The following is a 25,214-nucleotide window of genomic DNA, read 5'->3' on the forward strand; positions in this document are numbered from 1 at the left end:
CCGATCGGCTCGGACCCCGCCACCCGAAGTCCCGGCCCGCAGGCCGGGGGCGGGTGGGTAAACACCGACCACGCCCGGCGCCCCGAGGGGGCAGAAGCCCGCCCGCAGCCGTGGGGCCATGCAGCGGCCCCCGGCCCCCCGCAACCACCTCCCGGAAGCAGGGTGCGGACAGGGGTCCCGGTCGCGTACGGTTGACGGTCGCCCATGCACGTCAGAAGGGGGCCTTGGTGGCCGCGCAGAATGCCGCTGTCGACAGCACGGCGGATTCCGTCCGCGATCGGGAGATCGCGGTCGAGCAGACGCATCTCGACCGGGTGTATCGACGCCTTGAGGAGAAGATCCACGAGGCCGAGTTCCTCATGAACGACGCCGCGAAGCGCGGCCAGGTGGGTACGCCCGGAGCCCTGGCCGAGCGCGACGCGCAGGTCTTCCGGGCCGGTATCCACCTGAACCGTCTGAACAACGAGTTCGAGGACTTCCTGTTCGGCCGCGTCGACCTCGTGCTCGGGAAGGACGGGGAGAAGGGCCCGGACGGCGCGTACACCTCCGTCGAGCCCGCGGACGACGCGATCCGCGCGGACCTGACCGCCGAGATCGCCGAAACCCTGCACATCGGCCGAATCGGAGTCCTGGACTCCGACTACTCGCCGCTCGTCATCGACTGGCGCGCGCCGGCCGCCGCGCCGTTCTACCGCTCCACCCCGAAGGATCCGGGGCGGGTCGTCCGGCGGCGCGTGATCCGCTCCAAGGGGCGCAAGGTGCTGGGTGTCGAGGACGACCTGATGCGCCCCGAGATCACCGCCTCCCTCGACGGCCGGGAGCTGCCCGCGATCGGCGACGGCGCGCTGATGGCCGCGCTCGGCCGGGCCCGTACGCACTCCATGCGGGACATCGTCTCCTCCATCCAGGCCGAGCAGGACCTGGTGATCCGCGCCCCCGCCGCCTCGGTCGCCGAGGTCGCGGGCGGGCCGGGCACGGGGAAGACCGCGGTCGCCCTGCACCGCGCCGCGTACCTGCTCTACCAGGACCGGCGGCGCTACTCCGGCGGCATCCTGATCGTCTCGCCGACCCCGCTGCTCGTCGCCTACACCGAGGGCGTCCTGCCCTCGCTCGGCGAGGAGGGCCAGGTCGCCATCCGGGCCCTCGGCTCGCTGGTCGACGGCGCCGAGGCGACCACGTACGACGATCCGTCCGTGGCCCGGATCAAGGGCTCCTCGCGGATGCTCAAGGTGCTCCGCAAGGCCGTACGCGGAGCACTGGAGCTCGGCAGCGCCCCCGACCGGCTGCGCGTGGTGGCCTTCGGGCGCCGCCAGGAGCTGGAGGCCGACGAGCTGAACCGGATCCGGCACAACGTGCTCGGCGGCACCGCGCCCGTGAACCTGCTGCGCCCGCGCGCCCGCAAGCTGCTCCTCGACGCCCTCTACGCGAAGTCCGGCGGCGCCGGCCGGCACAGCGACCCGGAGCTCGCGGCCGAGCTGCGGTCCGCCTTCGACGAGGACATCTCGACGGAGGACGCGTTCATCGAGTTCCTGAACGCCTGGTGGCCCGAGCTCACCCCGCGCGGGGTGCTCGCCTCGATGGCCGACGAGCGGCGGCTCGGCCGCTGGTCGCGCCGGGACCTGAACAACCGGGAGGCCCGCCAGCTGGCCCGCTCGCTGCGCCGGGTCGGCCCGGACGGCAAGGGCCCGCTGTCGGTGCACGACATCGCGCTGCTCGACGAGCTCCAGCAGCTGCTGGGCGCTCCGGCCCGCCCCAAGCGCAGGCGGGAGATGAACCCCCTCGACCAGCTCAGCGGGCTGGAGGAGCTGATGCCGGTCCGCGAGGAGACCCAGTGGGAGCGGGCCGAGCGGCTCGCGGCGGAGCGCACCGAGTACGCGCACGTCATCGTGGACGAGGCCCAGGACCTGACGCCGATGCAGTGGCGGATGGTGGGCCGGCGGGGCCGGATGGGTACCTGGACGGTGGTCGGCGACCCGGCGCAGTCCTCCTGGACCGACCCGGAGGAGGCCGCGGCGGCCCGCGACGAGGCCCTGGGCAGCCGGCCGCGCCGGCGGTTCACGCTGACGGTGAACTACCGCAACCCGGCGGAGGTCGCCGAGGTCGCCTCGCGCGTCCTGCGGCTGGCGATGCCCGGCATGGAGCCGCCGACCGCGGTGCGCTCCACGGGCCTGGAGCCCCGTTTCACGGCCGCCGGTGGAGATCTGGGCGCCGCGGTGCGGGAGGAGACCCGGCGGCTGCTGGAGCAGGTGGACGGCACGGTCGGCGTGGTCGTGGCCATGGACCGGCGCGCGGAGGCCGCGGGGTGGCTCGCGGACCTCGGCGGCCGGGCGGTGGCGCTGGGCAGCCTGGAGGCCAAGGGCCTGGAGTACGACGCCACGGTGGTGGTCTCCCCGGCGGAGATCGCCGAGGAGTCCGCGGCGGGCCTGCGGGTGCTGTACGTGGCGCTGACGCGCGCGACGCAGCAGCTGACCGTCGTCTCGGCCGACCGGGACAAGCCGGACGCCGACGGAGTGCCGGAGCTGCTGCTGCCGTAGCTCCGCGAAGCCTCCCGGCCGGGCCGGGAGGCTTCGTAGGGCCGTATGGTCCGCGGCCAAGCGCGTGGTGGTTTTGCACCGACTTCCGGCACGGGGATGACATCGGGCGATCCTTTGTTAGCCTGGGTACGGCACCGACTCGATCCAAGCCCCCGGGCCCAACCTTCGTCGCCTAGAGCGACCACTTGCCGCGAGGCGAGCATGGCGGGTCGGTGTCATAAACGTAGAAGTGACCAGGTCCGCGCCCTCCACCAGTGGAGGGCGCGGACCTGTTTTGTATGGACCCACCATTCCGAACCACCTTGGTATCTCGTATGGTGGAAGTGTTCTTCCGAATTTTGTAGCTGGTTACCTTGTACCGGCTGGTAGGTGGGACGATCGGACAACAGGTCCTGCCGCACCTGTCAGTGGTTGGCCGGCGCAGCGCGGGACCCTGTGTGTACAAGAAAAAACCAGGGACAGAAGAGGAACACGGCCATGGCAACGGCGCCCAGCGTCTCGTATTCGATGACGGTCCGCCTGGAAGTGCCCGCGAGCGGAACCGCGGTCTCCCAGCTCACCACCGCCGTGGAGTCCTCCGGTGGTTCGGTCACCGGCCTCGACGTGACCGCCTCCGGTCACGAGAAGCTCCGGATCGACGTCACCATCGCCGCCACCTCCACCGCGCACGCCGACGAGATCGTCGAGAAGCTGCGCGGGATCGAGGGCGTCAGCCTCGGCAAGGTCTCCGACCGAACCTTCCTGATGCACCTCGGCGGCAAGATCGAGATGTCGTCCAAGCACCCCATCCGCAACCGTGACGACCTCTCGATGATCTACACCCCGGGCGTGGCCCGCGTGTGCATGGCCATCGCCGAGAACCCCGAGGACGCGCGCCGCCTCACCATCAAGCGCAACTCCGTCGCAGTCGTGACGGACGGCTCCGCCGTGCTGGGCCTGGGCAACATCGGCCCGATGGCCGCGCTGCCTGTCATGGAGGGCAAGGCGGCCCTCTTCAAGCGCTTCGCCGGCATCGACGCCTGGCCGATCTGCCTCGACACCCAGGACGCCGACGAGATCGTCGCCATCGTCAAGGCCATCGCCCCGGGCTTCGCCGGCATCAACCTGGAGGACATCTCCGCGCCGCGCTGCTTCGAGATCGAGGCCCGGCTGCGCGAGGCCCTCGACATTCCCGTCTTCCACGACGACCAGCACGGCACCGCGATCGTGGTCCTCGCCGCCCTGACGAACGCACTTCGCGTGGTGGGCAAGGCAGTTGGCGACGTCAAGGTCGTCATGTCCGGCGCCGGCGCGGCCGGTACGGCCATCCTCAAGCTGCTCCTCGCGGCGGGCGTCAAGAACGCCGTCAGCGCCGACATCCACGGTGTCGTGCACGCGGACCGCCCCGACCTCGTCGACGCGGCCCCCGACTCCCCGCTGCGCTGGATCGCCGACAACACCAACCCCGAGGGCTACACCGGCACTCTGAAGGAGGCCGTGGTCGGCGCCGACGTGTTCATCGGCGTCTCGGCCCCGAACGTGCTCTCCGGCGAGGACGTGGCCGCCATGGCCGAAGGTGCCATCGTGTTCGCGCTCGCGAACCCGGACCCCGAGGTGGACCCGGCCGTCGCGCGCCAGACCGCCGCCGTCGTCGCCACCGGCCGCTCCGACTTCCCGAACCAGATCAACAACGTGCTGGTCTTCCCGGGTGTCTTCCGCGGCCTCCTGGACGCCCAGTCCCGGACCGTGAACACCGACATGATGCTGGCCGCCGCGACCGCCCTGGCGGACGTCGTCGGCGAGGACGAGCTGAACGCGAACTACATCATCCCGTCGGTCTTCAACGACAAGGTCGCGGGCGCGGTCGCGGGCGCCGTCCGCAAGGCCGCCACCAACGCCTGAGCGGGCCGCGAAGGCGGCCGGGGGCCGTCTGTGACGGCCCTCACGGCCCGCCGTTCCCGGCGCGTCGCGAGATGCGGGCCCGGTGGGCCGCCTCTAGGGTTGCGGGGATGCCCGCGGGGTTCGCTGTCCGCGTCCGTGTGTGCGCAAGGGTGTGGACGGAGCGTCACCGCGGCGTGACTGTGGCGCTTTTCGTGTGACCCCGGCGGGTGCCGGATTGGCTTTCCCGCCGCTGGTGGGGGCAGGATGCGTAACCGGGCGAGAGGGTCTGACGTTCAGACCCGGGTCCGGGGACTGTCCGAGGGCCCTGGCAGCATCGGCTTCGATCTCACGCCTCTAAGGCAAGTTGAACACGGGAGTACAACATGAACCGCAGTGAGCTGGTGGCCGCTCTGTCCGAGCGCGCCGAGGTGACCCGCAAGGACGCCGACGCCGTTCTGGCCGCGCTCGCCGAGACCGTCGGCGAGATTGTCGCCAAGGGCGACGAGAAGGTCACCATCCCCGGCTTCCTGACCTTCGAGCGCACCCACCGTGCCGCTCGCACCGCGCGCAACCCGCAGACCGGCGACCCCATCCAGATCCCGGCCGGCTACAGCGTGAAGGTCTCCGCGGGCTCCAAGCTCAAGGAAGCCGCCAAGGGCAAGTAGTCCGCCCTTGTGCCGAGGGCCGCACAGGCCCTCGGGACGGCAGTAGGACGCAGTACGGCCCAGGGCGGCCGCCCCCGGCGGGGCGGCCGCCCTTCGGCCTGTCCGGGGCCTGTGCGGGGCCTGTTCGGGCCCGTGCGGGCCGTTCGGGGCCGTGTGGCCGGTCCGGGCCCCTCAGGGGCCCTTGCGGCCCGTCCCCGGGTGGGCGCGGGGGCCCGTGCGGCCCGGTGGGGTCCTCCCGGGCCTTGAGGCCCCGTCAGGCGCCTTGCCGGGCGCGAGGCATGAGAAGAGCCCCCCGGGCCCCTTGCGGGGCCCGGGGGGCTCTTCTCGTACGACACGGCCGAACGCGTCGGCCGAACGGGTCGTCCCTACCGGTCAGACGAGGTCGCCGCCCGGGAGTTCGACCTTCGCACCGAGCTCGACGAGCTTCTCCATGAAGTTCTCGTAGCCGCGGTTGATCAGGTCGATGCCGTGGACGCGCGAGGTGCCCTCGGCCGCCAGCGCCGCGATCAGGTACGAGAACCCGCCGCGCAGGTCGGGGATGACCAGGTCGGCGCCCTGCAGCTTGGTGGGGCCGGAGACGACCGCCGAGTGCAGGAAGTTGCGCTGGCCGAAGCGGCAGGCGCTGCCGCCCAGGCACTCGCGGTACAGCTGGATGTGAGCACCCATCTGGTTGAGCGCCGAGGTGAAGCCGAGCCGGGACTCGTAGACCGTCTCGTGGACGATCGACAGGCCGGAGGCCTGCGTCAGGGCCACGACGAGCGGCTGCTGCCAGTCCGTCTGGAAGCCGGGGTGGACGTCCGTCTCCAGCGCGATGGCCTTGAGCGGGCCGCCCGGGTGCCAGAAGCGGATGCCGTCGTCGTCGATCTCGAAGGCACCGCCGACCCGGCGGAAGGTGTTCAGGAAGGTCATCATCGAGCGCTGCTGGGCGCCGCGCACGTAGATGTTGCCGCCGGTCGCCAGGGCCGCGGAAGCCCAGGACGCGGCCTCCAGGCGGTCCGGGAGCGCCTTGTGGTTGTAGCCGCCGAGGCTGTCGACACCGGTGATCCGGATGGTCCGGTCGGTGTCCATGGAGATGATCGCGCCCATCTTCTGCAGTACGCAGATGAGGTCCTCGATCTCCGGCTCCACGGCGGCGTTGCTGAGCTCGGTGACGCCCTCGGCCAGGACGGCCGTCAGCAGCACCTGCTCGGTCGAGCCGACCGAGGGGTAGGGCAGGCGGATCTTGCAGCCGCGCAGGCGCTGCGGGGCCTCCAGGTACTGGCCGCCCTCGCGCTTCTCGATGGTCGCGCCGAACTGGCGGAGCACGTCGAAGTGGAAGTCGATCGGCCGGCCGCCGATGTCGCAGCCGCCGAGGCCCGGGATGAAGGCGTGGCCGAGGCGGTGCAGCAGGGGGCCGCAGAACAGGATCGGGATGCGCGACGAGCCCGCGTGGGCGTCGATGTCGGCGACGTTCGCGCTCTCGACGTGGGTCGGGTCGAGCACCAGCTCGCCCGGCTCGTCGCCGGGGCGGACCGTCACCCCGTGCAGCTGGAGCAGCCCGCGCACGACCCGGACGTCACGGATGTCGGGAACGTTGCGCAGCCGACTCGGTCCACTGCCGAGCAGCGCGGCGACCATGGCCTTGGGCACGAGGTTCTTCGCACCGCGGACTCGGATCTCGCCCTCGAGCGGGGTGCCGCCGTGGACAAGCAGTACATCGTCACTGATGCCGGTCATGAATCTCGCGTTCCGGAGAGGGATGGGCGGGGGGCCAGGGAAAAGGGTAAGGGGCACCACCCCCTTGTTCGTAAGGCCGACGTGGCCGTAGGACTGTCATGAATTCGGTACAACACCCTCCGTATCCACCACATGGCGGAGCGTTGCGTTCCGCCTGGGTCCTCCACGCGCGCTCCTTGCTGCTGCCGTGCGCCCTGAGCTGCGTACGATCCGATCTCGCAGCGAACGCCCCGCAACGGGCGAATGTGCGGGATCATGTCGTCATGACCGAGGTGTCCTCCCTCACAGGGCGGCTGCTCGTGGCCACCCCCGTCCTCGCGGACCCGAATTTCGACCGCGCGGTGGTGCTCCTGCTCGACCACGACGAGCAGGGCTCGCTCGGTGTGGTCCTCAACCGGCCGACGCCCGTGGGCGTCGGCGACGTACTGCTGCCCTGGGCCCCGCTGGCCGGCGCTCCCGGTGTGGTCTTCCAGGGCGGGCCCGTCGCCCTCGACTCGGCGCTCGGCATCGCGGTCATCCCCGGCGAGGAGGGCCCGCTCGGCTGGCGCCGGGTCCACGGAGCGATCGGCCTGGTCGACCTGGAGGCCCCGCCGGAGCTGCTGGCCGCGGCGCTCGGGTCCTTGCGCATCTTCGCCGGCTACTCGGGCTGGGGGCCGGGTCAGCTGGAGGACGAGGTGGGCGACGGAGCCTGGTACGTCGTGGAGTCGGAGCCCGGCGACGTGTCCTTCCCCGACCCCGAACGGCTCTGGCGAGCGGTGCTGCGCCGCCAGCGCAGCGAACTCGCGATGGTCGCCACCTATCCGGACGACCCGTCGCTCAACTGACCCGTGCGGGGGTCGGTACCCTGGCTTTATGAGCACTCTTGAGCCCGAGCGCGGGACTGGTACGGGGACCCTCGTAGAGCCGACGCCGCAGGTGTCCCACGGCGACGGCGACCACGAGCGCTTCGCCCACTACGTCCAGAAGGACAAGATCATGGCGAGCGCCCTCGACGGGACCCCCGTCGTCGCGCTCTGCGGCAAGGTCTGGGTACCGGGCCGGGACCCGAAGAAGTACCCGGTCTGTCCCATGTGCAAGGAGATCTACGAGTCCATGGGCCCCGGCGGGGACAAGGACAAGGGCGGAAAAGACAAGTAGTCCGTCCTCGACGAGCAGGACCAAGGCCCCCAGGTCGCGCACAGCCGCGTCCCGGGGGCCTTCCGCGTACTAGGGTCGGCGGCACGAGCACTCTGCGGAACGGGCGTTGCGCAGGGCGCAACAGGCTGCTGCGAAGGGCTGGCGCATGGACCTGATCCCCGTACCCCGAGTTGCCCGATTCGACGAGGGCGGGCGCCGCTACGCGTTCGGCCCCGACCCCGTCCTCGCCGCCGGACCCGGTACCGAGGGCGTGGCGCGGCTGGTCCGCCGGGAGCTGGGCGCGGCCACCGGCTGGAGCCTGCCGCCCGCGGGGCCCGGCGCGGCCGGGGACGTGACGCTGCGCCTGGCACCGGAGGACGGGGAGCGGCTGGGCTCCGAGGCGTACGGGATCACCGTGGACGCCACGGGCGTCGAACTGGTCGGCGCGAGCGAGGCCGGGCTGTTCTGGGCCTTCCAGACGCTGCGTCAGCTGCTCGGGCCGGACGCCTACCGCAAGGCGCCGCCGCCCGGGCGGGTGTGGAGCCTGCCCTGCGTACGGATCGCCGACAGCCCGCGGTTCGGGTGGCGGGGGCTGATGCTGGACGTGGCCCGGCACTTCATGCCCAAGGACGGGGTGTTGCGCTACATCGACCTGATCGCCGCGCACAAGCTCAACGTGCTGCACCTGCACCTGACGGACGACCAGGGCTGGCGGGTCGAGATCAAGCGGTACCCGAAGCTGACCGAGGTCGGCGCGTGGCGGGCGCGCAGCCGGTGGGGGCACCGGGCCTCGCCGCTGTGGAAGGAGACCCCGCACGGCGGCTTCTACACCCAGGACGACATCCGCGAGATCGTCGCGTACGCCGCCGAGCGGCACGTACGGGTGGTCCCGGAGATCGACGTACCGGGACATTCGCAGGCCGCGATCGCCGCGTACCCGGAGCTGGGGAACACCGACGTGGTCGACACCTCGGCGCTGGCGGTGTGGGACGACTGGGGGATCAACGAGAACGTCCTCGCCCCGACCGAGGCCGTGGTGCGCTTCTACGAGGGCGTGTTCGAGGAGCTGCTGGAGCTGTTCCCGGTGGAGGTGTCGCCCTTCGTGCACGTGGGCGGGGACGAGTGCCCCAAGGAGCAGTGGCGGGCCTCCGCGATCGCGCAGGAGCGGATCCGGGAGCTGGGGGTGGACGGGGAGGACGGGCTGCAGTCCTGGTTCATCCGGCACTTCGACGGCTGGCTCGCCAAACGCGGCCGGCGGCTGATCGGCTGGGACGAGATCCTGGAGGGCGGGCTGGCCGACGGCGCCGCCGTCTCCTCGTGGCGGGGCTACGCGGGCGGGATCGCCGCCGCCGAGGCCGGGCATGACGTGGTGATGTGCCCCCAGGAGCAGGTGTACCTGGACCACCGTCAGGCGGGCGGCGAGGACGAGCCGATGCCGATCGGGTACGTGCGCACGCTGGAGGATGTGTACCGGTTTGAGCCGGTACCGCCGAAGATGTCGGAGGAGGTCGCCGCCCGGGTTCTGGGCGCGCAGGCCAACGTGTGGACCGAGGTGATGGAGGACCGGGGGCGGGTCGACTACCAGACGTTCCCCCGGCTCGCGGCCTTCGCCGAGGTGGTGTGGTCGCGGCAGCCCGCCCCGGAAGAGCGCGACTTCGCCTCCTTCGAGCGCCGGATGGCGGCGGCGCACTACGCGCGGCTGGACGCGCTCGGGGTCGACTACCGGCCGCCGGGCGGGCCGTTGCCGTGGCAGCGGCGGCCGGGGGTGCTGGGGCGCCCCATCGAGGGTGAGCCCCCGATCGCGTGAAGCGGCGGGCGGTGACCGGGCCGTGACCGTGCGGTGGTCGGGCGGTGGCCGCCCGGCGTTCGTACGGCGCCGGGAATCGGAACTCTGTCTCGTTTTCCTCCTATACGGGGAAAAACGGGCCATCGGGGAAGAGGCCCGGCGAAGGCCGCGAGACGGCAGGTGAGAGGCCCGACCGCCCCCGGGCTCCGCCCCGGCAGACCCTCGGGGCGGGCGGCCCGGAAGATGTGCCAGAGTTGCCACGTCCCGGCGGTGAGCACGTACCGTACGGCGGACAGGCGTGAGCGCCGGGACCGGGACATCGGGAAGGGGCAGCTGGGTTGACCACGCACGCACCGCACGCACTGGACTCACCTCAGGGGCCGCAGGGCCCGCACGCGGCGCAGTCCGTGACGCTGCCGGTCTCGCTCGACGAGGCCGTGGCGGCGCTCACCGCCATGCCCGCCGCCGTGCCCGTGGCCGGCGGCACCGACCTCATGGCCGCCGTCAACGCCGGGCAGCTGCGGCCCGCCGCGCTGGTGGGCCTCGGCCGGATCAACGAGATCCGCGGCTGGCAGTACCAGGACGGCCACGCGCTGCTCGGCGCCGGCCTCACCCACGCACGGATGGGGCGGCCGGATTTCGCCGCCCTGATCCCCGCCCTGGCGGCCGCCGCGCGCGCCGCCGGGCCCCCGCAGATCCGCAACGCGGGCACCCTCGGCGGGAACATCGCCACGGCCGCGCCCACGGGTGACGCACTCCCCGTGCTGGCCGCGCTGGAGGCGGTGCTCCTGGTCGTCGGTCCGCTCGGTCAGCGCGAGATCCCGGTGTCGCACCTGCTGGCCGGCCGGGAGATGCTGCGGCCCGGAGAGCTGATCGGCTTCGTCCGGGTGCCGCTGCTGCACGCGCCGCAGGTGTTCCTGAAGGCCACGGGGCGTACGGGTCCGGGGCGCGCGGTCGCGTCCGTGGGACTCGTACTGGACCCGGCGCGCCGGGGAGTGCGCTGCGCGATCGGAGCGGTGGCCCCGATGCCGCTGCGGCCGCTGGAGGCCGAGCAGTGGGTGGCCTCGCTGATCGACTGGGACGGCGACCGGAGCCTGGCCCCCGAGGCGCTGGAGGCCTTCGGCGAGTACGTCGGGGCGGCCTGCGTGCCCGACCAGGGGGAACCGGTGGCTCCCGGTGTACTGCATCTGCGGCGGACGGTGGCCGTGCTGGCGCGCAGGGCCCTGGGGAGGGCGCTGACCTCATGAGCGAGAACGAGAACGAGAACGTGACCCAGGGGAACGCGAACGGAACGGCGGGCTGGGGCTGGGAACCCGTCCCGCAGGGCGGCGAGTACGACTCGGACGCCACGGCCTTCGTGAAGCTGCCGCAGGACATGCTGGACGCGCTCGGCACGGGGGAGCCCCTCGCGGCGCCCGGGCACGGGTACGTGCCGCCGCCGATGATCGTGCCGCTGGGCTCGGTCAGTACGGATCCGGCCGCCACCGGGACCTGGACGATCCCGGTGCAGTGGCCCGAGGCGGGGGGCTCCGCCCCGGCCGACTCGGGTCAGGTTCCCGCGGGCGGGCCCGCTCCGGTGGGCGGGCCGATCCCGGCGTCGATCCCGATCCCGGCGGCGGTGGCGGCGGCGTTCGCCGAGGCCGAGCCGGAGCAAGCGCCGGCGCAGGCCCACGATCCCGGGGCGACGGCGGAGTGGCGGTTCCACGAGGAGGCCTCGACGACGGGGCAGTGGGCGATGCCCGCCTACTCGGACTACTCCGAGGGGTCCGGGTTCCCGGGAGTCCCCGGAGCCCCCGGAGTCCCCGAAGTTCCCGAACAGCAAGGCGATTTCCGGCCGTCTCCGAGCGCGCTGGACGCCGACTGGAGCCAGGCCCCGGCGACCCTGCCGGGCGGCGCACCGGCCCCTTGGGCCTACCTGACGCAGGACACGGGCGCGGACGCGGGTGCGGACGCCGGCGTGCTGCCCGGCACCGACGAGGCCGCGGCCGCCTCGGCCGCCGCTGCCGCCGCCACCGCGGCGACCGCCGGACGGCTGCTCGGCGGCCCCGGAGTGGGCACCGCGCCGCGCGGGCCGCGGGTGCTGGGTGGACCCGGTGTGGGCACCCCGCTCCCGGAGGAGCCGGCGCACCAGGCGCCGCACGACATCGAGGCCGCCCACGGCTCGGCGCAGGAGCCGGCCGAGGGGGCGCGGGGTGCTGAGCACGGGGGGTCCGCGGAGTTCTCGAACTTCGCGGCATTCGGCGGGCACGCGGGGCACGGGAGCTTCGAGGGGCACGCGGAGCACGCGGGTCACGAGGGTCGTACGGGGCACGCGGAGTTCGGTGAGCGCGCGGAGTTCGCGCCGGCCGGGAGCACTGACGGTCAGGGCTTCTCGGCCTTCGGGCACGCGGTGGCGCCTGCTGCGGCGGAGCACGTGCAGGCGGAGGCCGTCCAGCCGGAGGCCGCCGTGGCCGCGCCCGAGCCGGTCGGGGCCGCCCAGGTGGAGCCCGCCGCGGCCGTGCCCGCCGCGGCCGAGCCCGTCGCGATGGAGGCCGAGCCGGTGGAACCCGCCGGGGCCACCGGGACCGGCGGGCCCGAGCCGGAGGGTGTCGACGCCGAGGGTGCCGGCCCCGGCGGAGCCGGCACGGCCCCGGCGGACGACGCCGCCGCGCCCGCGCCGGACGCGGACACCGCCGACAGCGCACTGTCACTCCCGGGCGAGGACACCACCGGAGGTGTCCCGGCCGAGGGGCCGACGTACGAAGAAGAGAACGAGCACCCGCAGGCCTCCTACGTCCTGCGCGTGAACGGCGCCGACCGCCCCGTCACTGGCGCCTGGATCGGCGAGTCCCTGCTCTACGTGCTGCGCGAGCGCCTCGGCCTCGCCGGCGCCAAGGACGGCTGCTCGCAGGGCGAATGCGGCGCCTGCGCCGTGCAGGTCGACGGCCGGCTCGTCGCCTCCTGCCTGGTCCCGGCGGCGACGGCGGCGGGCAGCGAGGTCCGCACCGTCGAAGGTCTCGCGACGGACGGGGAACTCTCGGACGTGCAGCAGGCGTTGTGCAGGTCGGGTGCGGTGCAGTGCGGGTTCTGCGTGCCCGGCATGGCGATGACCATCCACGACCTGCTGGAGGGCAACCACGCCCCCAGCGAGCTGGAGACCCGCCAGGCGCTCTGCGGCAACCTCTGCCGCTGCTCCGGCTACGCCGGGGTCGTCGACGCCGTGCGCGAGGTCGTCGCCGAGCGCGAGGCGGCCGCCGCCGAGCACGCGGCATCGCCGGAGCCGCGTATTCCGCACCAGGCAGGCCCCGGCGAGGGCGGCATCCACCACGGAGGCACGGCGTGAGCGGGCAGGACGCGGCGACCGCGACGACGGCGCTGAACACGACGGTGACCGCCCTGGCGGCGTCGGCCGAGAACCCGGACCACCAGGTCCCGTCCGGAATCGGCGCCTCCGTCCCCGCCGCGGACACCCGGGCCAAGACCGAGGGCACCTTCCCCTACGCCGCCGACCTGTGGGCCGAGGGACTCCTGTGGGCGGCCGTGCTGCGCTCCCCGCACGCCCACGCCCGGATCCTCTCCATCGACACCACGGCCGCCGCCGCGATGCCCGGCGTCCGCGCCGTCGTCACCCACGCCGACGTCCCCGGCGCCACCACGCACGGCCGCCGGATCGCGGACCGTCCCGTCTTCGCGCACGACGTCGTACGCCACCACGGCGAGCCGATCGCCGCCGTCGCCGCCGACCACCCCGACACGGCACGCCTCGCCGCGGCCGCCATCGCCGTCGAGTACGAGCTCCTCGACGCGGTGACCGACCCCGAGCAGGCCTTCGGTGCCCCCGCCCTGCACCCCGACGGCAACCTCATCCGGCACATCCCGCTGCGCTACGGCGACCCGGAGGCCACCGGCGAGGTCGTCGTCGAGGGCCTCTACCGGATCGGCCGCCAGGACCCGGCGCCCATCGGCGCCGAGGCCGGGCTGGCCGTACCGCGCCCCGACGGCGGCGTGGAGCTGTACACCGCCTCCACCGACCCGCACACCGACCGCGACCTGGCCGCCGCCTGCTTCGGCCTCGAACCGGACCGGGTGCGCGTGGTCGTCACCGGAGTCCCGGGCGCGACGGCCGACCGCGAGGACGCCGCCTTCCAGCTCCCGCTGGGCCTGCTCGCCCTGCGCACGGGCTGCCCGGTCAAGCTGGCCGCGACCCGCGAGGAGTCCTTCCTCGGCCACACCCACCGCCACCCGACCCTCCTCCGCTACCGCCACCACGCGGACGCGGAGGGCCGGCTCGTCAAGGTCGAGGCGCAGATCCTGATGGACGCGGGCGCGTACGCGGACGCCTCCTCGGAGTCGCTGGCGGCGGCGGTGGCCTTCGCCTGCGGCCCGTACGTGGTCCCGCACGCCTTCGTCGAAGGCTGGGCGGTCCGCACGAACAACCCGCCGTCGGGTCACGTCCGCGGCGAGGGCGCGATGCAGGTCTGCGCCGCGTACGAGGGCCAGATGGACAAACTGGCCGCCGCCCTCGGCATCGACGGCGCGGAACTGCGCATGCGCAACGTCCTGGCCACGGGCGACCTCCTCCCCACCGGCCAGACGGTCACCTGCCCGGCCCCGGTCGCCGAACTCCTCCGCGCGGTCCGCGACTTCGACCTGCCCTCGCTCCCGAAGGACACCCCGGAGGACGAGTGGCTGCTGCCGGGCGGCCCGGAGGGCGCGGGCGAGCCGGGCGCGGTGCGGCGGGGCGTCGGCTACGGCGTGGGCATGGTCCACATGCTCGGCGCGGAGGGCGCCGACGAGGTCGCGACGGCCACCGTCAAGGTGGTCAACGGCGCGGCGACGGTCATCTGCGCGGCAGTGGACACGGGCCAGGGCTTCTCCACCCTCGCCCGCCAGATCGTCCAGGAGGTCCTGGGCGTCGGCGAGGTGACGACGGCTCCGGTCGACACGGACCAGCCGCCGGCGGGCCCGTCGGCCCACGGCCGCCACACCTGGGTCTCGGGCGGCGCGGTCGAGCGTGCGGCCAAAATGGTCCGCACCCAGCTCCTCCAGCCCATGGCCCACAAACTCGGCATGTCCACGGAGCTCCTCCAGATCGCGGACGGCCGGATCACCTCGTACGACGGCGCGTTCTCCATGACGGTGGCGGAGGCCATAGAGGGCAAGGAGCTCTGGGCTACGGCCCAGTGCCGCCCCCACCCCACGGAACCCCTCGACGGCGACGGCCAGGGCGACGCCTTCGTCGGCCTCGCCTTCTGCGCGATCCGCGCGGTGGTCGACGTCGACATCGAGCTCGGCTCGGTGCGCGTGGTCGAGCTCGCGGTGGCCCAGGACGTGGGCCGCATCCTCAACCCCCGCCAGCTGGAAGCCCGTATCGAAGCGGGAGTCACCCAGGGCGTGGGCGCGGCCCTGACGGAGAACCTCCGCACGGTTTCGGGCCTGGTCCGCCACCCCGACCTGACGGGCTACGCCCTGCCGACCGCGCTGGACGCGCCGGTGGTCCGCATCGTCAAGCTGGTCGAGGAACGGGACGTGGTGGCCCCGTTCGGAGCGAAGGCCGCGAGCGCGGTCCCCGTGGTGACGGCCCCCGCGGCGGTAGCCTCGGCGGTGCGGGCGGCCACGGGCCGCCCGGTGAACAGGCTCCCGATCAGGCCGTCGGCGGCAGTCGCCGTGCCCAACTCGTGACCGTGTGACCCGCATTGCACGTGCAACCCGGACTTGGGGCTGTCGGTGCCGGTCGCTAGAGTGATCGGTGAGAGTGTGCACGTGCGCATGTGAATGCGCGCGAACGGGGACGGGGAGCGGTGCTGGCGCCGCGACTACGGGGAGACGGGGAGTCGGGGAGGCCAACGTGGCACTGATGATCGAGCCGGGAATGTTCGGGACGGCGAGCGCGCAAGCGCTGTCTGTCGAGTTCGATTCGCTGAGCGAGTACAAGAGCATGGTGGACGTCCTGCTGGACGATCTCGCCGGCTCCCACGCGAACGACAAGAAGCTCGCGGACGGCACCCTGCCGGCGGGCAAGCTCGGCACGGGCTTCCCAGAGGCTGACGCCCTCTTCAAGTCGTACGACACCGTCATCACGGAGCTGCAGAAGCTGTCGAAGGGGCTGGCGGCGCAGATCGAGGCCCTGGGCATCGCGATCCTGTCGGCGAACAAGGGCTACGGCGGGGTCGACGAGGAGACGAAGCGGCGCATGGCGACCATCGCCAAGGAGGCGAAGGAGCAGTACGTGCCGGAGCGCGACCCGTGGCTGGAGGAGCAGCGCCGCCTGAAGGCGACCAACCAGCCGCCGTCCACTGAGACTCCTTCCTCCAACGGCAGCACGTCGGGCGGTGACATCTGATGGCAACGACTTTTGACGGCTACTCGCACCAGCAGCTGCGGGCGATGATCACTTCGATCGACCCGCAGGCGGTGCAGGCGCGGGCGGACCAGCTGAAGAAGGCCTCCGACGACATCGCCAAGATCGCCGAGAAGCTCAAGCAACACGTGGTGACCGGCTGGGAAGGCGAAGGAGCCACCGCCTTCCAGGAGTGGGTCGGTCGAGCGGGCAACGCGACGCTGCGCCTGAGTGACTACAGCAAGACGGGCTCCGAATGGATGGGCCGCGCGGTCCAGCTGATGCACGAGGCCAAGGCGATGCCCGTGGTCGATGCGGACGCGACCGCGAACCTCGAGGCGGCCCGAGAGTTCCGCAACGACCCGGACGCCCCGAAGATCGGCGCGGACGCTCAGAAGAAGCTGGACTCGGACCACCGCGAGGCGGTGCGTCTGATGAACAACCTGGCGCAGTCGTACGAGCAGTCGTCGGGGGAGATGAACAAGGCGGAGATCCCTACGTTTCCACCGCCGCCGGGGGTTCTCGTACCGAAGGATGTCGATGGCGACACGGCCATTGCCCGCCCTGGAGGCAGCTCCGCACAGGGTGGCTACTCGGGAGGCCCGTCGTACGGCCCCTCGTCGCCCAGTGGGACCGGTTCCGCGCACGAGCCGGGTTTCGCTCCGGGACAGCAGCCGCAGCCGAACGCCCTGCCTCCGACGGCGGGTCCCGCGCCGGTGACCCCGGACCGTGATGTGAACGTGGGCCTCGACACCGTCGGCACTCTCCCGCCCACCACCACGCCTCCGGTGACTACCGGGCCCGGCGGCCCTCTGCCCACGGGCCCTAACAGCCCCAATCCTGGCCCCTTTGTCCCGCCCGTTACGGGCCCGCCCATCGGCGGTTTGAAGGGGCCTGGCCCCGTCGGTTTGGGCCCTGTCGGCCCGATCTCGGGGACGAGCGGTCCCCTCGGCAAGACCGGGCATCTTCCCGGCATGCCCCCGCGTGACAACGGCATCATGGGAGGCCGTCCGGTGACCACCAACGGCCCCAGCTCGGGCATCCCGCGGGGCACGGTCATTGGCGAAGGTGCTCAGGCCGGCCGCGGCATGGGCGGCGGTATGGGTCATGGCGTGGGAGGCTCCCACGGCCCGGGCGGGTCCCCGGTGGGCCGTCGTCTGGCCATGGAATCGGGCGGTGTCGTAGGCGGACGCCAGGCGGGTGCGGGCGGCCGGCTGACCCCGGGTGGTCAGCCGTTCACCTCGGGAGGATCAGGTCTCGTGCGCAACGGTTCCGGTGGAGCCGGCGCGGGTGCTATGGGCCACGCGGGTGCGGGCGCCCGTACACAGGGCAATCGACGTGAGGACCAGGGGGGCAACCGCCCCGACTACCTGGCCGAAGACGAAGAGACCTGGCAGGGCAACCGTCGTGTTGTTCCGCCGGTGATCGACTGAGCGGAACGGACTTTGTACGGGATGCGCATGCGTAAGGCGACCTCGGCCCTGGTGGGCTTGCTGCTGGCCGGGGTCGCCGCGACCCCGGCCCACGCGGAGACCATTCGATCGCAGCAATGGCATCTCGACGCCATGAAGGCCGACGAAATCTGGAAGACCAGCACAGGCAAGGGCGTCACCGTCGCGGTGATTGATACCGGTGTCAATCGCATCCCGGAACTCGAAGGACAAATCCTCCCCGGAGCGGTCTTCCCTGCAGGCGACGCCCCGGGCGATAGAGACAACGACTATTCCGGGCATGGCACCACCATGGCTGCCATCATCGCCGCTACTGGAAAACACCCGAGTGGTGACGGCAGCTATGGACTTGCACCCGGCGTCAAGATTCTCCCGATCCGCGTGCCTGATTCGATGGAGGGGGTGAAGACCCCGTTCCTCGTCGAGGCCATTCGGTATGCGGCAGACTCAGAGGCCAAGGTCATCAATATTTCGATGGCACTTGGAGGGACTCCGGAGGATGACCGCGCGAGGGCTGAAGCAGTCAAGTACGCACTCTCCAAGGGAAAATTGATCTTCGCCGGCGTTGGTAATGACGGCGCGTCTACCAACGAGGTCCTGTACCCGGCCGCGACTCCCGGAGTGGTCGGCGTGGGCGCGGTGGACGCGAAGGGCGAAGCGACCAAGGAGTCGCAGCACGGACCCCAGGTGGATCTTTCTGCGCCGGGCATCGACATTGTGACGGCGTGCAAAGCCAAGACAGGTCTCTGCAAGAACCACGGCACCAGTGACTCCACAGCCCTCGCCTCCGCCTCCGCCGCTCTCCTCTGGTCCGCCCACCCCGACTGGACCAACAACCAGGTCCTGCGCGTGCTCCTCAACACGGCGGGCAAGCCCACCGACGGCGTAGAGCGCAACGACTACGTTGGCTACGGCGTTGTCCGCCCCCGTATCGCGGTTCCCACCCCCGGCGACCCCGGCCCGGCCGACGTCTACCCGCTGCCCGACCTGGCGGCGGCCGCCGGAGGGGCCAAGGCGGCCCCGTCCGGCACCCCGGACTCGGCGGCGTCCAAGCCCGCCCCCGCCCCCCAGGCCGAGGAGAAGAAGAGCGGCAGTGCCCTTCCCTGGATCGGTCTCGGCCTGGGAGCCTGCCTGCTGATCGGCGGAGCCGTCACCGTGGTCGTCGTACGCCGCAACCGCTGACCCCCCCCACGACCTGTTACAGGAGTTCACGCGATGTCGTTCGACGAGGAATGGGCGTCGGCACGCGCCACGGCCAGCGCCAACGTCTCCATGCGGCTCAACCAGGTCCCCGTGGACCCCGGTGGCGGCGGTGGCGGGGACCTTGAGGTGAACCAGGACCACATCGGGGCCATCGGCTCCGAGGCGTACAAGCTGCACACCCGCCTCCAGACCGACGGCAAGCACGCCGCCACCGCCACCAGCGAAGCGGCGGGCGCGCTCACGAAGGAGAACTTCGTGAGCGGGGCGGCGCTGCTGAAGCTCAACAGCACCTGGGAGAGCCAGGTGAAGACCCTCGTGGCCGCCTGCGCGAACGTCTCCAACGGCCTGAACTACTCGGTCAAGTCCCACGCCAAGGACGAGCAGCAGCTCCAGGCCGACTTCTCCGCGTCCGCCATCGACCAGTACCTGAAGTAGGCCGCCCCCATGCCGACGTACGAGAACGTGATGCACGCCCCGCTGGACAAACTCCAGACGGCGGCCACCGACTGGAAGGCCATGGCCGACAAGCTGGACGAGATGGCCGAGGCCGCTCGCAACGGCATGAAGGCGAAGTCCGACAAGGCCCAGTGGAGCGGGGTGACGGCCGGTGTCGGGCGGGCGTTCGTCGACAAGACGGCCAAGGAGTTCGAGGACGCCGCCAAGGCGGCCAAGGGCGTCCACCAGCTCCTCAGCGACGGCCACACCACCATCAAGACGGCCCGGGACGCGCTGAAGAAGGCCGTCGACGAGGAGGCCCCCGCCGCCGGGTTCCGCGTGGACGCGGCCGGCAAGGTCTCGGCCATACCGATGGACCCGAAGACCGAGTACGCGGCCCGGCACGACCCGGACTACCCCGAGTTCAAGCGCCGGCAGGAGGAGAACCGCAAGGCCTGGCAGGCGAGGGTGGACCGGCTCGTCGAGGACGTCTCGGACGCCGACGACTCCCTGGCCCGCGCGCTGCGCGCCAACGCCTCCGACGACCACAACTTCACCGCGCCGAAGTACACCACCCTGGACGGCGAACAGGCCGACCGGGCGGCCGAGCTGATGAAGAAGCTCAGCAAGGAGACGGGCGGGGTGGCGCGCAACCCCGAGGCGCTGCGCGAGCTGGAGGACCTGCTCGACGACAACCGCAACGACGCCGAGTTCGCGCCGGACTTCTACCGCAAGCTCGGCCCCGAGGGCACGCTCGAGGCGTACGCGAAGCTGTCCATCGACGCGTCGACCCTGGGCGAGGCGGGCAAGGACCGCCTGGCGATGGTCGGCAACATCCAGAACGACATGGGCGCGATGCTGGGGCTCGCCACGCAGAAGAGCTCGCCGAACCACCTGGATGCGGCCTGGACGACCGACCTGATGAAGGCCGGCCGCAAGGAGATGCAGGTCACCGGCGATCTGACCAGCAAGATCTACGGCTACCAGGCGCTCGGCGCGCTGCTCCACGAAGGTAAGTACGACAAGGACTTCCTGACCTCGGTCGGCCGGGACATGGTGGCGTTCGACCGGGAGAACCCGAAGGCCTGGGAGCACGGCTCCCCGTACGACCCGAAGACGGTGCTCAGCCAGGACAAGGACGGCAGCCGCGGGTTCTACCCGCTGACGGGCCTGATGGACGCGATGTCCAACAACCCGGACGCGGCCACGGCCTTCTTCAACGAGCCGGTCCGCAAGGACAGCAACGGCGACGGCATCGTCACCACGGCCGACAAGGTCGTGGACGGCCAGCACGGCAAGGACCGGGGCATGGTCGACTACATGCTCGACAAGGAGGCGTGGGCCGACGCCTTCGACCGGACCCCCGGCCACCCCTACGGTGAAGCGGGCCCGAGCCAGGAGGCCCTCGGCGCGGCCCTGGAGGCGGCGGTCAGCGGTCGCGCGGCGGGCGACGAGGACGCGAAGCCGGTGCCGCACACCAAGGAAATGACGGCGATCATGGAACGCGTCGTCGAGAAGGTCGGCGACGACCCGTCCCTGGTGGCGCAGGAACCGGGCGAGGACAAGAAGCCGAGGCTGGGCCCCCTGGCGGGGCACTTCGGCAACATGGCGGCGGAATACATCCCGGACCTGCAGGCGTCCGCCGAGAACGGCGGAAAGCAGATCAAGATCGAGGGCGTGCAGGCGGAGTTCGAGAAGTCCCACATGGCTCGGTTCCTGGGGGCGGTCGGCCAGGATCCCGAAGCGTACGGTGCCATCACCAATGCCTCGCAGACGTACACCACGGCTCTGGTCAGCGACCTCCTCGCACACCGCGCCGACCACAAGGAGCTGGACGCCGCGGTGGGGAACGCGGTCAACCCCGGCGGCCAGATCGCGGGCATCCTTTCGGAAGCCCGTGCCCAGGGCACCTACGGCGAGGCCAAGCACACGGCCGAGGAGTACGTGAAGGGTGTCGAGGACGGCGCCAAGTGGATCAACCGGGGCATCGGTGCGGTCGGCGGCAAGTACCTGGAGATGGTTCCGCTGGCCGGAGACGCCTTGGAATGGCTGCAGGAAGACATCACCGAAGCGGTCGTCGACGGGGCGAAGAAGGACGCTGCCGACAAGATGGGTGAGACCGAGAAGGGCGTGTTGGCCGACTATGCGAAGGCCGAGAAGGCAGCCAGCGAGTCCGCGGCGACCGCGGTACACAACGCGGCGCGCGGGACGGGCATGAGCGAAACCGACATCAACGACCTTGCCGGTGTGGCCTCGAAGGAAACCGGAATCGCCCACTCGGTCGGCCGGGACCACATGGCCACCGGTAAGGCACAATCCTGAGATGGCCCGCCACAGGTACTCCTTCGTCATCGGTGTCGTGACCGCCGGGTCGCTGCTGTCCGCCTGCTCCGGGGAGCCCGGGCCCGAGCAGGCGTCGGCGGTGCTGCCGGATCGCGTCTGCTGGGGGGCAGCTGCTTTCACGGGCAAGGAACTGGCACCGCTGGCGGGCAACGGCCAGAAGGTCCGGGACGATTCCCCCTCCACGTTCGACCTCCCGCAGGACAACAAGAAGACGTCGTGCACGCTGTACGTCGACGGTGACATCAGGTTCCACGCGGGTGCCTGGCGGCTCGGTCCGGGGCAGGACTTCTTCTGGGACACGCAGCAGAAGCAGCACCCCGACACACTCGACGTGGGCAACAAGGGACTGGTCTGGGACGACGGCGCCGTGGTCGCACTCACGTGCAAGCGGTCGGACGCCACGTTCGAGCTGGAGCTCAGCCTCGACAACGGCTCCCTCCCGGACGCGCCCAAGGACCCGCGCCCCTACTTCACCGGCCTCATGAAGCAGTACCACGAGTTCGCGACCAAGGAGCTCGGGTGCGCGCCCTGATCCTTTCCACCGCCCGTGTCGCGGCACTCGCGGTGGCCATGGCCGTGGTTGCCGGATGTACCACGTCAGACCCCGAGCCCAAGGCGTCGCGTTCGGTGAAGCCTCCGGAAGTGGCCCTGACGGAGGCGTGCCCCGGGTTGATCACGGATGCCGCCGGTGAGGCGGTGAGGGCCGTGCTGCAGTCCTCGCAACTGGTCAACGACGATGCGCAGACCGTGGGCGTCACGGCCATGGGCAAGGCGCTGGAAGGCGCGTACAAGGCGGGGCCGAAGGTGCGTGAGACGCCTGTCGCACCCTGTGTCGTGACCGGTTCTGTCGGCCGAGGAAGCCGGGTCGCGGAGATCCGACTGTCGGCGGACAGCGGTAAGGCGGGTCCCTTGAGCCCCGACCGCGTAGGCGTGCGCGTCGTACTGGGTGCGCAGGAAGGCAGTGTGTCTTTCGACTGTGCGAGCACGCGTGCCGGTTCCAGCGCCGAGGTTCCCCTGCGGGTCACGAGTGTCTTCACGAACCGGTTTCACAAGATCAGGAAGGACGACAGGCCGGAGGACCACTATCTGGTGGTGGCCCACTCCGCCGCGCTGGCGGTAGCGCGGGAACTGGGCTGCGCGAACGAGGGCGGCCTGCCGGCGCGGGCAGGGGAGCTGCCCCCGGCTCAGCCGGGTTCCTCGTCGTAGCGGCTGCCCGCCCGGGCACGACGAAAGCCGCTCAGGGGAGCGCCTGCCCCTGAGCGGCTCGTCTCGAAGCCGTGACCGGAATCGAACCGGCGTAACTCGCTTTGCAGGCGAGTCCCTCAACCACTCGGGCACACGGCTGTGTGGTGGTGATGGGTACGACCGTATGGGGGCCCCGGGGGCGGGGGAAGGCTTCCGGGTGCCGTGCAATGCGACTGCCATGCCGCGTTCACAGTTCCGGGAGGACTAGGTCCGGGGACCGAGGGCCGGATCCGCCCAATTGACAGGGTCGAGACGCGGCTACGCACCTTACGCTGGGGCGATGAGCGCCCTCGAACCCCGCGTGCCCCAGATATCCGCGCCCGCCCCGGCCCCGTCGCCGGGCGGGATCCTCGGGGCTGCCTACCGGACGCTCAGCATCGGGATCATCTCCGTCGTCTTTCTCATCGCCTTCGAGGCGACCGCCGTGGGGACGGCGATGCCCGTCGCCGCGCGGGAGCTCGACGGGATCGCGCTGTACGCCTTCGGGTTCTCCGCCTACTTCACCACCAGCCTCTTCGGCATGGTCCTGTCGGGGCAGTGGGCCGACCGGCAGGGCCCGCTGCGGCCGGTGACCGTCGGGATCGGGGCCTTCGCCCTCGGGCTGGTGTGTTCCGGGACCGCCCAGGTCATGGGGGTGTTCGTCCTCGGGCGGGCCGTGCAGGGCTTCGGTGGCGGGCTGGTCATCGTCGCGCTGTACGTGGTGGTGAGCAGGGCGTACGAGGAACGGCTGAGGCCCGCGATCATGGCGGCCTTCGCCGCGAGCTGGGTGGTGCCGTCGATCGTCGGGCCGCTGGCGTCCGGGACCGTCACCGAGCACCTCGGGTGGCGGTGGGTGTTCCTCGGGATCCCGGCGCTGGTCGTGGTGCCGCTGGCGCTGGCGCTGCCGGCGATACGCAGGACCGCGTCCGGGCCGGTGGACCCCGACGCCCCGCCCGTGGCCTTCGACCGGCGGCGGATCCGGCTGGCGTTCGGGATCTCCCTCGGGGCCGGGCTGCTGCAGTACGCCGCCCAGGACCTTGAGTGGTGGTCCCTGCTGCCGGGGGCCGCCGGCGTGGCGCTGCTCGTGCCCGCCGTGCTGGGGCTGCTGCCCCGCGGGACGTACCGGGCGCGGCGCGGGCTGCCGTCGGTGGTGCTGCTGCGCGGGGTGGCCGCGGGGTCGTTCATCGCGGCGGAGAGCTTCGTACCGCTGATGCTGGTCACGCAGCGGGGGCTGAGCCCGACCATGGCCGGCTTCTCGCTCGCGCTCGGCGGGGTGACCTGGGCGGGCGGGTCGTGGGTGCAGTCGAAGGGGCGGATGGCCCCGTACCGGGAGCGGCTGATGGTGGGCGGCATGGTGATGGTGGCCGTCGCCATCGCGGCCGCGCCGGCCGTGCTGATCGAGGCGGTGCCGGTGTGGACGCTGGCGCTGGCCTGGGCGGTGGGGTGCCTGGGGATGGGCCTGGTCATCGGCTCCACGAGTGTGCTGCTGCTGAAGCTGTCCGCGCCGGAGGAGGCGGGGGCCAACTCGGCGTCGCTGCAGATCTCCGACGCACTGGCGAACGTGGTGCTGCTGGCGGGGGGCGGGGCCGCGTTCGCCGCGCTGGGCGGGGGAGCGGTGGGCGCCGCGCACGCCGTGTCCGCCGGGGCGTCCGCCTCGCACCCGGCGGCCTTCGTGGTGGTGTTCCTGCCGATGGCCTGCGTGGCGCTGGTGGGGGCGTGGGTGGCGACCCGGCTGGAGCCGGCCAAGGGGTAGAGGAGTAGACGGGCAGAGGGGGGGCGTTCCCCGGCTCCGAAAAGCAGGGGGAGCGCGGAGCCCCGCGCGGATACCCTCCGGGCATGAACGAGCTGATCATCCGGCTCTCCGACGCCGAGCGCGCGGAGCTTGCCGACCTCGCCGATGCCACCGGGCAGACGCCCGAGGAGCGCGCACTGGGCGCCGTACGGGACCACCTGCGGGCCGAGCGGGAACGCGTCGGGGAGGCCGCCGGGCGGCTCGCGCAGCGGCATGCCGCACTGCTGAAGCGGCTGGGGGAGTGAGCGGGATGGCCGTACGCCACCTGACCCTCGCCGAGGTCCTCGACCTCGCCAGGCACGCGTGCCTGGCCCAGGACCAGCCCGTCGAGCTGCGCGCGCCCGGGCTGCTGGAGTCCGCCGTGCACCGGCCCAGGGCCCGCATGTTCGGGACTCCGGCCTACGGGGACCCGTACGAACAGGCCGCCGCGCTGCTCCACGGCATCGCCACGAACCACCCCCTGGTCGACGGCAACAAGCGCACGGCCTGGCTGGCGGCCGCCACCTTCCTCGCCGTGAACGGCACGGACCTGGGCGGCGCGGACCAGGACGCGGCGTACGACCTGGTCGTCGACGTGGCGGCCGGACGCGAGGGCGAGGTCGCGGTGATCGCCCGCCGACTGCGGGAGCTACACGCGGAGATGTGACGCTCACCGCACCGCCCGAGGTCACGGGCCTGTCCCTCCGCGAGGGGCGGGCCCGTGCCGGTAAGGTGGCCCGGTTGTCCTACGTACGACCGCCTGCCACCCGTACCAGTTACGCCGAGAGCGA

General features: G+C 72.0%; 20 protein-coding genes and 1 tRNA gene. 19 read left to right on the top strand and 2 right to left on the bottom strand.

What is annotated here, in order from left to right:
• Positions 1-227: 227 nt before the first annotated feature.
• The 3 genes from OG625_RS24310 to OG625_RS24320 all read left to right on the top strand — a co-directional run bounded on the left by OG625_RS24310 (position 228) and on the right by OG625_RS24320 (position 5,059).
• Positions 228-2,534 (top strand): HelD family protein, encoded by a 2,307-nt coding sequence (locus OG625_RS24310; protein WP_329384949.1) that lies wholly within the window; start codon positions 228-230, stop codon positions 2,532-2,534.
• 477 nt (positions 2,535-3,011) lie between these two features.
• On the top strand, positions 3,012-4,415 hold the full coding sequence (locus OG625_RS24315; RefSeq protein WP_329384951.1) for an NAD-dependent malic enzyme: 1,404 nt from the start codon (positions 3,012-3,014) through the stop codon (positions 4,413-4,415).
• 362 nt (positions 4,416-4,777) lie between these two features.
• Positions 4,778-5,059 (top strand): HU family DNA-binding protein, encoded by a 282-nt coding sequence (locus OG625_RS24320; RefSeq protein WP_007264399.1) that lies wholly within the window; start codon positions 4,778-4,780, stop codon positions 5,057-5,059.
• A 372-nt stretch (positions 5,060-5,431) separates the two neighbouring features.
• Here the strand turns inward: OG625_RS24320 and murA are convergent, their stop codons facing one another.
• The gene (gene murA / locus OG625_RS24325) at positions 5,432-6,775 is read right to left on the bottom strand and encodes a UDP-N-acetylglucosamine 1-carboxyvinyltransferase (RefSeq protein ID WP_329384953.1); all 1,344 of its coding nucleotides are present in this window, start codon (positions 6,773-6,775) and stop codon (positions 5,432-5,434) included.
• A gap of 263 nt (positions 6,776-7,038) precedes the next feature.
• On the opposite strand from murA, the gene OG625_RS24330 reads away from it, so the two are divergent.
• The 13 genes from OG625_RS24330 to OG625_RS24390 all read left to right on the top strand — a co-directional run bounded on the left by OG625_RS24330 (position 7,039) and on the right by OG625_RS24390 (position 22,634).
• On the top strand, positions 7,039-7,599 hold the full coding sequence (locus OG625_RS24330) for a YqgE/AlgH family protein (RefSeq protein ID WP_329384955.1): 561 nt from the start codon (positions 7,039-7,041) through the stop codon (positions 7,597-7,599).
• Between the two features lie 28 nt (positions 7,600-7,627).
• Positions 7,628-7,912 carry a DUF3039 domain-containing protein gene (locus tag OG625_RS24335; protein ID WP_030010729.1) on the top strand — a complete coding sequence of 95 codons (285 nt, stop codon included), beginning with the start codon at positions 7,628-7,630 and terminating at the stop codon, positions 7,910-7,912.
• Positions 7,913-8,057: 145 nt separating this feature from the next.
• Positions 8,058-9,698 (top strand): beta-N-acetylhexosaminidase, encoded by a 1,641-nt coding sequence (locus OG625_RS24340; RefSeq protein ID WP_329384957.1) that lies wholly within the window; start codon positions 8,058-8,060, stop codon positions 9,696-9,698.
• A gap of 317 nt (positions 9,699-10,015) precedes the next feature.
• Complete coding sequence (locus OG625_RS24345) at positions 10,016-10,924, top strand: FAD binding domain-containing protein (protein ID WP_329384959.1); 909 nt, start codon at positions 10,016-10,018, stop codon at positions 10,922-10,924.
• Entirely contained in the window at positions 10,921-12,999 is a 2,079-nt protein-coding gene (locus OG625_RS24350; protein ID WP_329384961.1) for a 2Fe-2S iron-sulfur cluster-binding protein, read from the top strand. Before OG625_RS24345 ends, OG625_RS24350 begins: the two co-directional genes overlap by 4 nt.
• Before the next feature lie 44 nt (positions 13,000-13,043).
• Positions 13,044-15,338 (top strand): xanthine dehydrogenase family protein molybdopterin-binding subunit, encoded by a 2,295-nt coding sequence (locus OG625_RS24355; RefSeq protein ID WP_329390905.1) that lies wholly within the window; start codon positions 13,044-13,046, stop codon positions 15,336-15,338.
• A gap of 175 nt (positions 15,339-15,513) precedes the next feature.
• Positions 15,514-15,999: a hypothetical protein gene (locus OG625_RS24360; protein WP_329390919.1), complete on the top strand. Its 486-nt coding sequence runs from the start codon at positions 15,514-15,516 to the stop codon at positions 15,997-15,999.
• Positions 15,999-17,429 (top strand): WXG100 family type VII secretion target, encoded by a 1,431-nt coding sequence (locus OG625_RS24365; protein ID WP_329384963.1) that lies wholly within the window; start codon positions 15,999-16,001, stop codon positions 17,427-17,429. Before OG625_RS24360 ends, OG625_RS24365 begins: the two co-directional genes overlap by 1 nt.
• A 21-nt stretch (positions 17,430-17,450) precedes the next feature.
• Positions 17,451-18,629, top strand: coding sequence for a type VII secretion-associated serine protease mycosin (gene mycP / locus OG625_RS24370; protein ID WP_329384964.1), 1,179 nt, complete (start codon positions 17,451-17,453; stop codon positions 18,627-18,629).
• 33 nt (positions 18,630-18,662) lie between these two features.
• Positions 18,663-19,085, top strand: a complete 423-nt coding sequence (locus OG625_RS24375; RefSeq protein ID WP_329384965.1) for a hypothetical protein — start codon at positions 18,663-18,665, stop codon at positions 19,083-19,085.
• Between the two features lie 9 nt (positions 19,086-19,094).
• Positions 19,095-21,407, top strand: a complete 2,313-nt coding sequence (locus OG625_RS24380) for a DUF6571 family protein (protein ID WP_329384966.1) — start codon at positions 19,095-19,097, stop codon at positions 21,405-21,407.
• Between the two features lies 1 nt (position 21,408).
• Positions 21,409-21,960, top strand: a complete 552-nt coding sequence (locus tag OG625_RS24385; RefSeq protein ID WP_329384968.1) for a hypothetical protein — start codon at positions 21,409-21,411, stop codon at positions 21,958-21,960.
• Positions 21,948-22,634, top strand: coding sequence for a hypothetical protein (locus OG625_RS24390; RefSeq protein ID WP_329384971.1), 687 nt, complete (start codon positions 21,948-21,950; stop codon positions 22,632-22,634). The genes OG625_RS24385 and OG625_RS24390 overlap by 13 nt, the downstream gene beginning before the upstream one ends.
• 66 nt (positions 22,635-22,700) lie before the next feature.
• Here OG625_RS24390 and OG625_RS24395 read toward each other — a convergent pair.
• Positions 22,701-22,772 (bottom strand) — tRNA-Cys (locus tag OG625_RS24395).
• Positions 22,773-22,953: 181 nt separating this feature from the next.
• Here OG625_RS24395 and OG625_RS24400 point away from each other — a divergent pair.
• The 3 genes from OG625_RS24400 (at position 22,954) to OG625_RS24410 (ending at position 25,090) form a co-directional block, all read left to right on the top strand.
• The gene (locus tag OG625_RS24400; RefSeq protein ID WP_329384973.1) at positions 22,954-24,405 is read left to right on the top strand and encodes an MFS transporter; all 1,452 of its coding nucleotides are present in this window, start codon (positions 22,954-22,956) and stop codon (positions 24,403-24,405) included.
• Between the two features lie 83 nt (positions 24,406-24,488).
• Complete coding sequence (locus OG625_RS24405) at positions 24,489-24,689, top strand: hypothetical protein (protein ID WP_329384975.1); 201 nt, start codon at positions 24,489-24,491, stop codon at positions 24,687-24,689.
• Between the two features lie 5 nt (positions 24,690-24,694).
• Positions 24,695-25,090, top strand: coding sequence for a type II toxin-antitoxin system death-on-curing family toxin (locus OG625_RS24410; RefSeq protein WP_329384977.1), 396 nt, complete (start codon positions 24,695-24,697; stop codon positions 25,088-25,090).
• Positions 25,091-25,214 lie beyond the last annotated feature (124 nt).

It is taken from the genome of Streptomyces sp. NBC_01351 (assembly GCF_036237315.1).
Classification (GTDB): domain Bacteria; phylum Actinomycetota; class Actinomycetes; order Streptomycetales; family Streptomycetaceae; genus Streptomyces.

Excerpts from the sequence above, each read along its gene's own strand:
- OG625_RS24315 (WP_329384951.1), top strand. The coding sequence starts at position 3,012 with ATGGCAACGGCGCCCAGCGTCTCGTATTCGATGACGGTCCGCCTGGAA.
- OG625_RS24320 (WP_007264399.1), top strand. The coding sequence starts at position 4,778 with ATGAACCGCAGTGAGCTGGTGGCCGCTCTGTCCGAGCGCGCCGAGGTG.
- murA (WP_329384953.1), bottom strand. The coding sequence starts at position 6,775 with ATGACCGGCATCAGTGACGATGTACTGCTTGTCCACGGCGGCACCCCG.
- OG625_RS24330 (WP_329384955.1), top strand. The coding sequence starts at position 7,039 with ATGACCGAGGTGTCCTCCCTCACAGGGCGGCTGCTCGTGGCCACCCCC.
- OG625_RS24335 (WP_030010729.1), top strand. The coding sequence starts at position 7,628 with ATGAGCACTCTTGAGCCCGAGCGCGGGACTGGTACGGGGACCCTCGTA.
- OG625_RS24340 (WP_329384957.1), top strand. The coding sequence starts at position 8,058 with ATGGACCTGATCCCCGTACCCCGAGTTGCCCGATTCGACGAGGGCGGG.
- OG625_RS24350 (WP_329384961.1), top strand. The coding sequence starts at position 10,921 with ATGAGCGAGAACGAGAACGAGAACGTGACCCAGGGGAACGCGAACGGA.
- OG625_RS24360 (WP_329390919.1), top strand. The coding sequence starts at position 15,514 with ATGATCGAGCCGGGAATGTTCGGGACGGCGAGCGCGCAAGCGCTGTCT.
- OG625_RS24365 (WP_329384963.1), top strand. The coding sequence starts at position 15,999 with ATGGCAACGACTTTTGACGGCTACTCGCACCAGCAGCTGCGGGCGATG.
- mycP (WP_329384964.1), top strand. The coding sequence starts at position 17,451 with ATGCGCATGCGTAAGGCGACCTCGGCCCTGGTGGGCTTGCTGCTGGCC.
- OG625_RS24375 (WP_329384965.1), top strand. The coding sequence starts at position 18,663 with ATGTCGTTCGACGAGGAATGGGCGTCGGCACGCGCCACGGCCAGCGCC.
- OG625_RS24380 (WP_329384966.1), top strand. The coding sequence starts at position 19,095 with ATGCCGACGTACGAGAACGTGATGCACGCCCCGCTGGACAAACTCCAG.
- OG625_RS24385 (WP_329384968.1), top strand. The coding sequence starts at position 21,409 with ATGGCCCGCCACAGGTACTCCTTCGTCATCGGTGTCGTGACCGCCGGG.
- OG625_RS24400 (WP_329384973.1), top strand. The coding sequence starts at position 22,954 with ATGAGCGCCCTCGAACCCCGCGTGCCCCAGATATCCGCGCCCGCCCCG.
- OG625_RS24405 (WP_329384975.1), top strand. The coding sequence starts at position 24,489 with ATGAACGAGCTGATCATCCGGCTCTCCGACGCCGAGCGCGCGGAGCTT.
- OG625_RS24410 (WP_329384977.1), top strand. The coding sequence starts at position 24,695 with ATGGCCGTACGCCACCTGACCCTCGCCGAGGTCCTCGACCTCGCCAGG.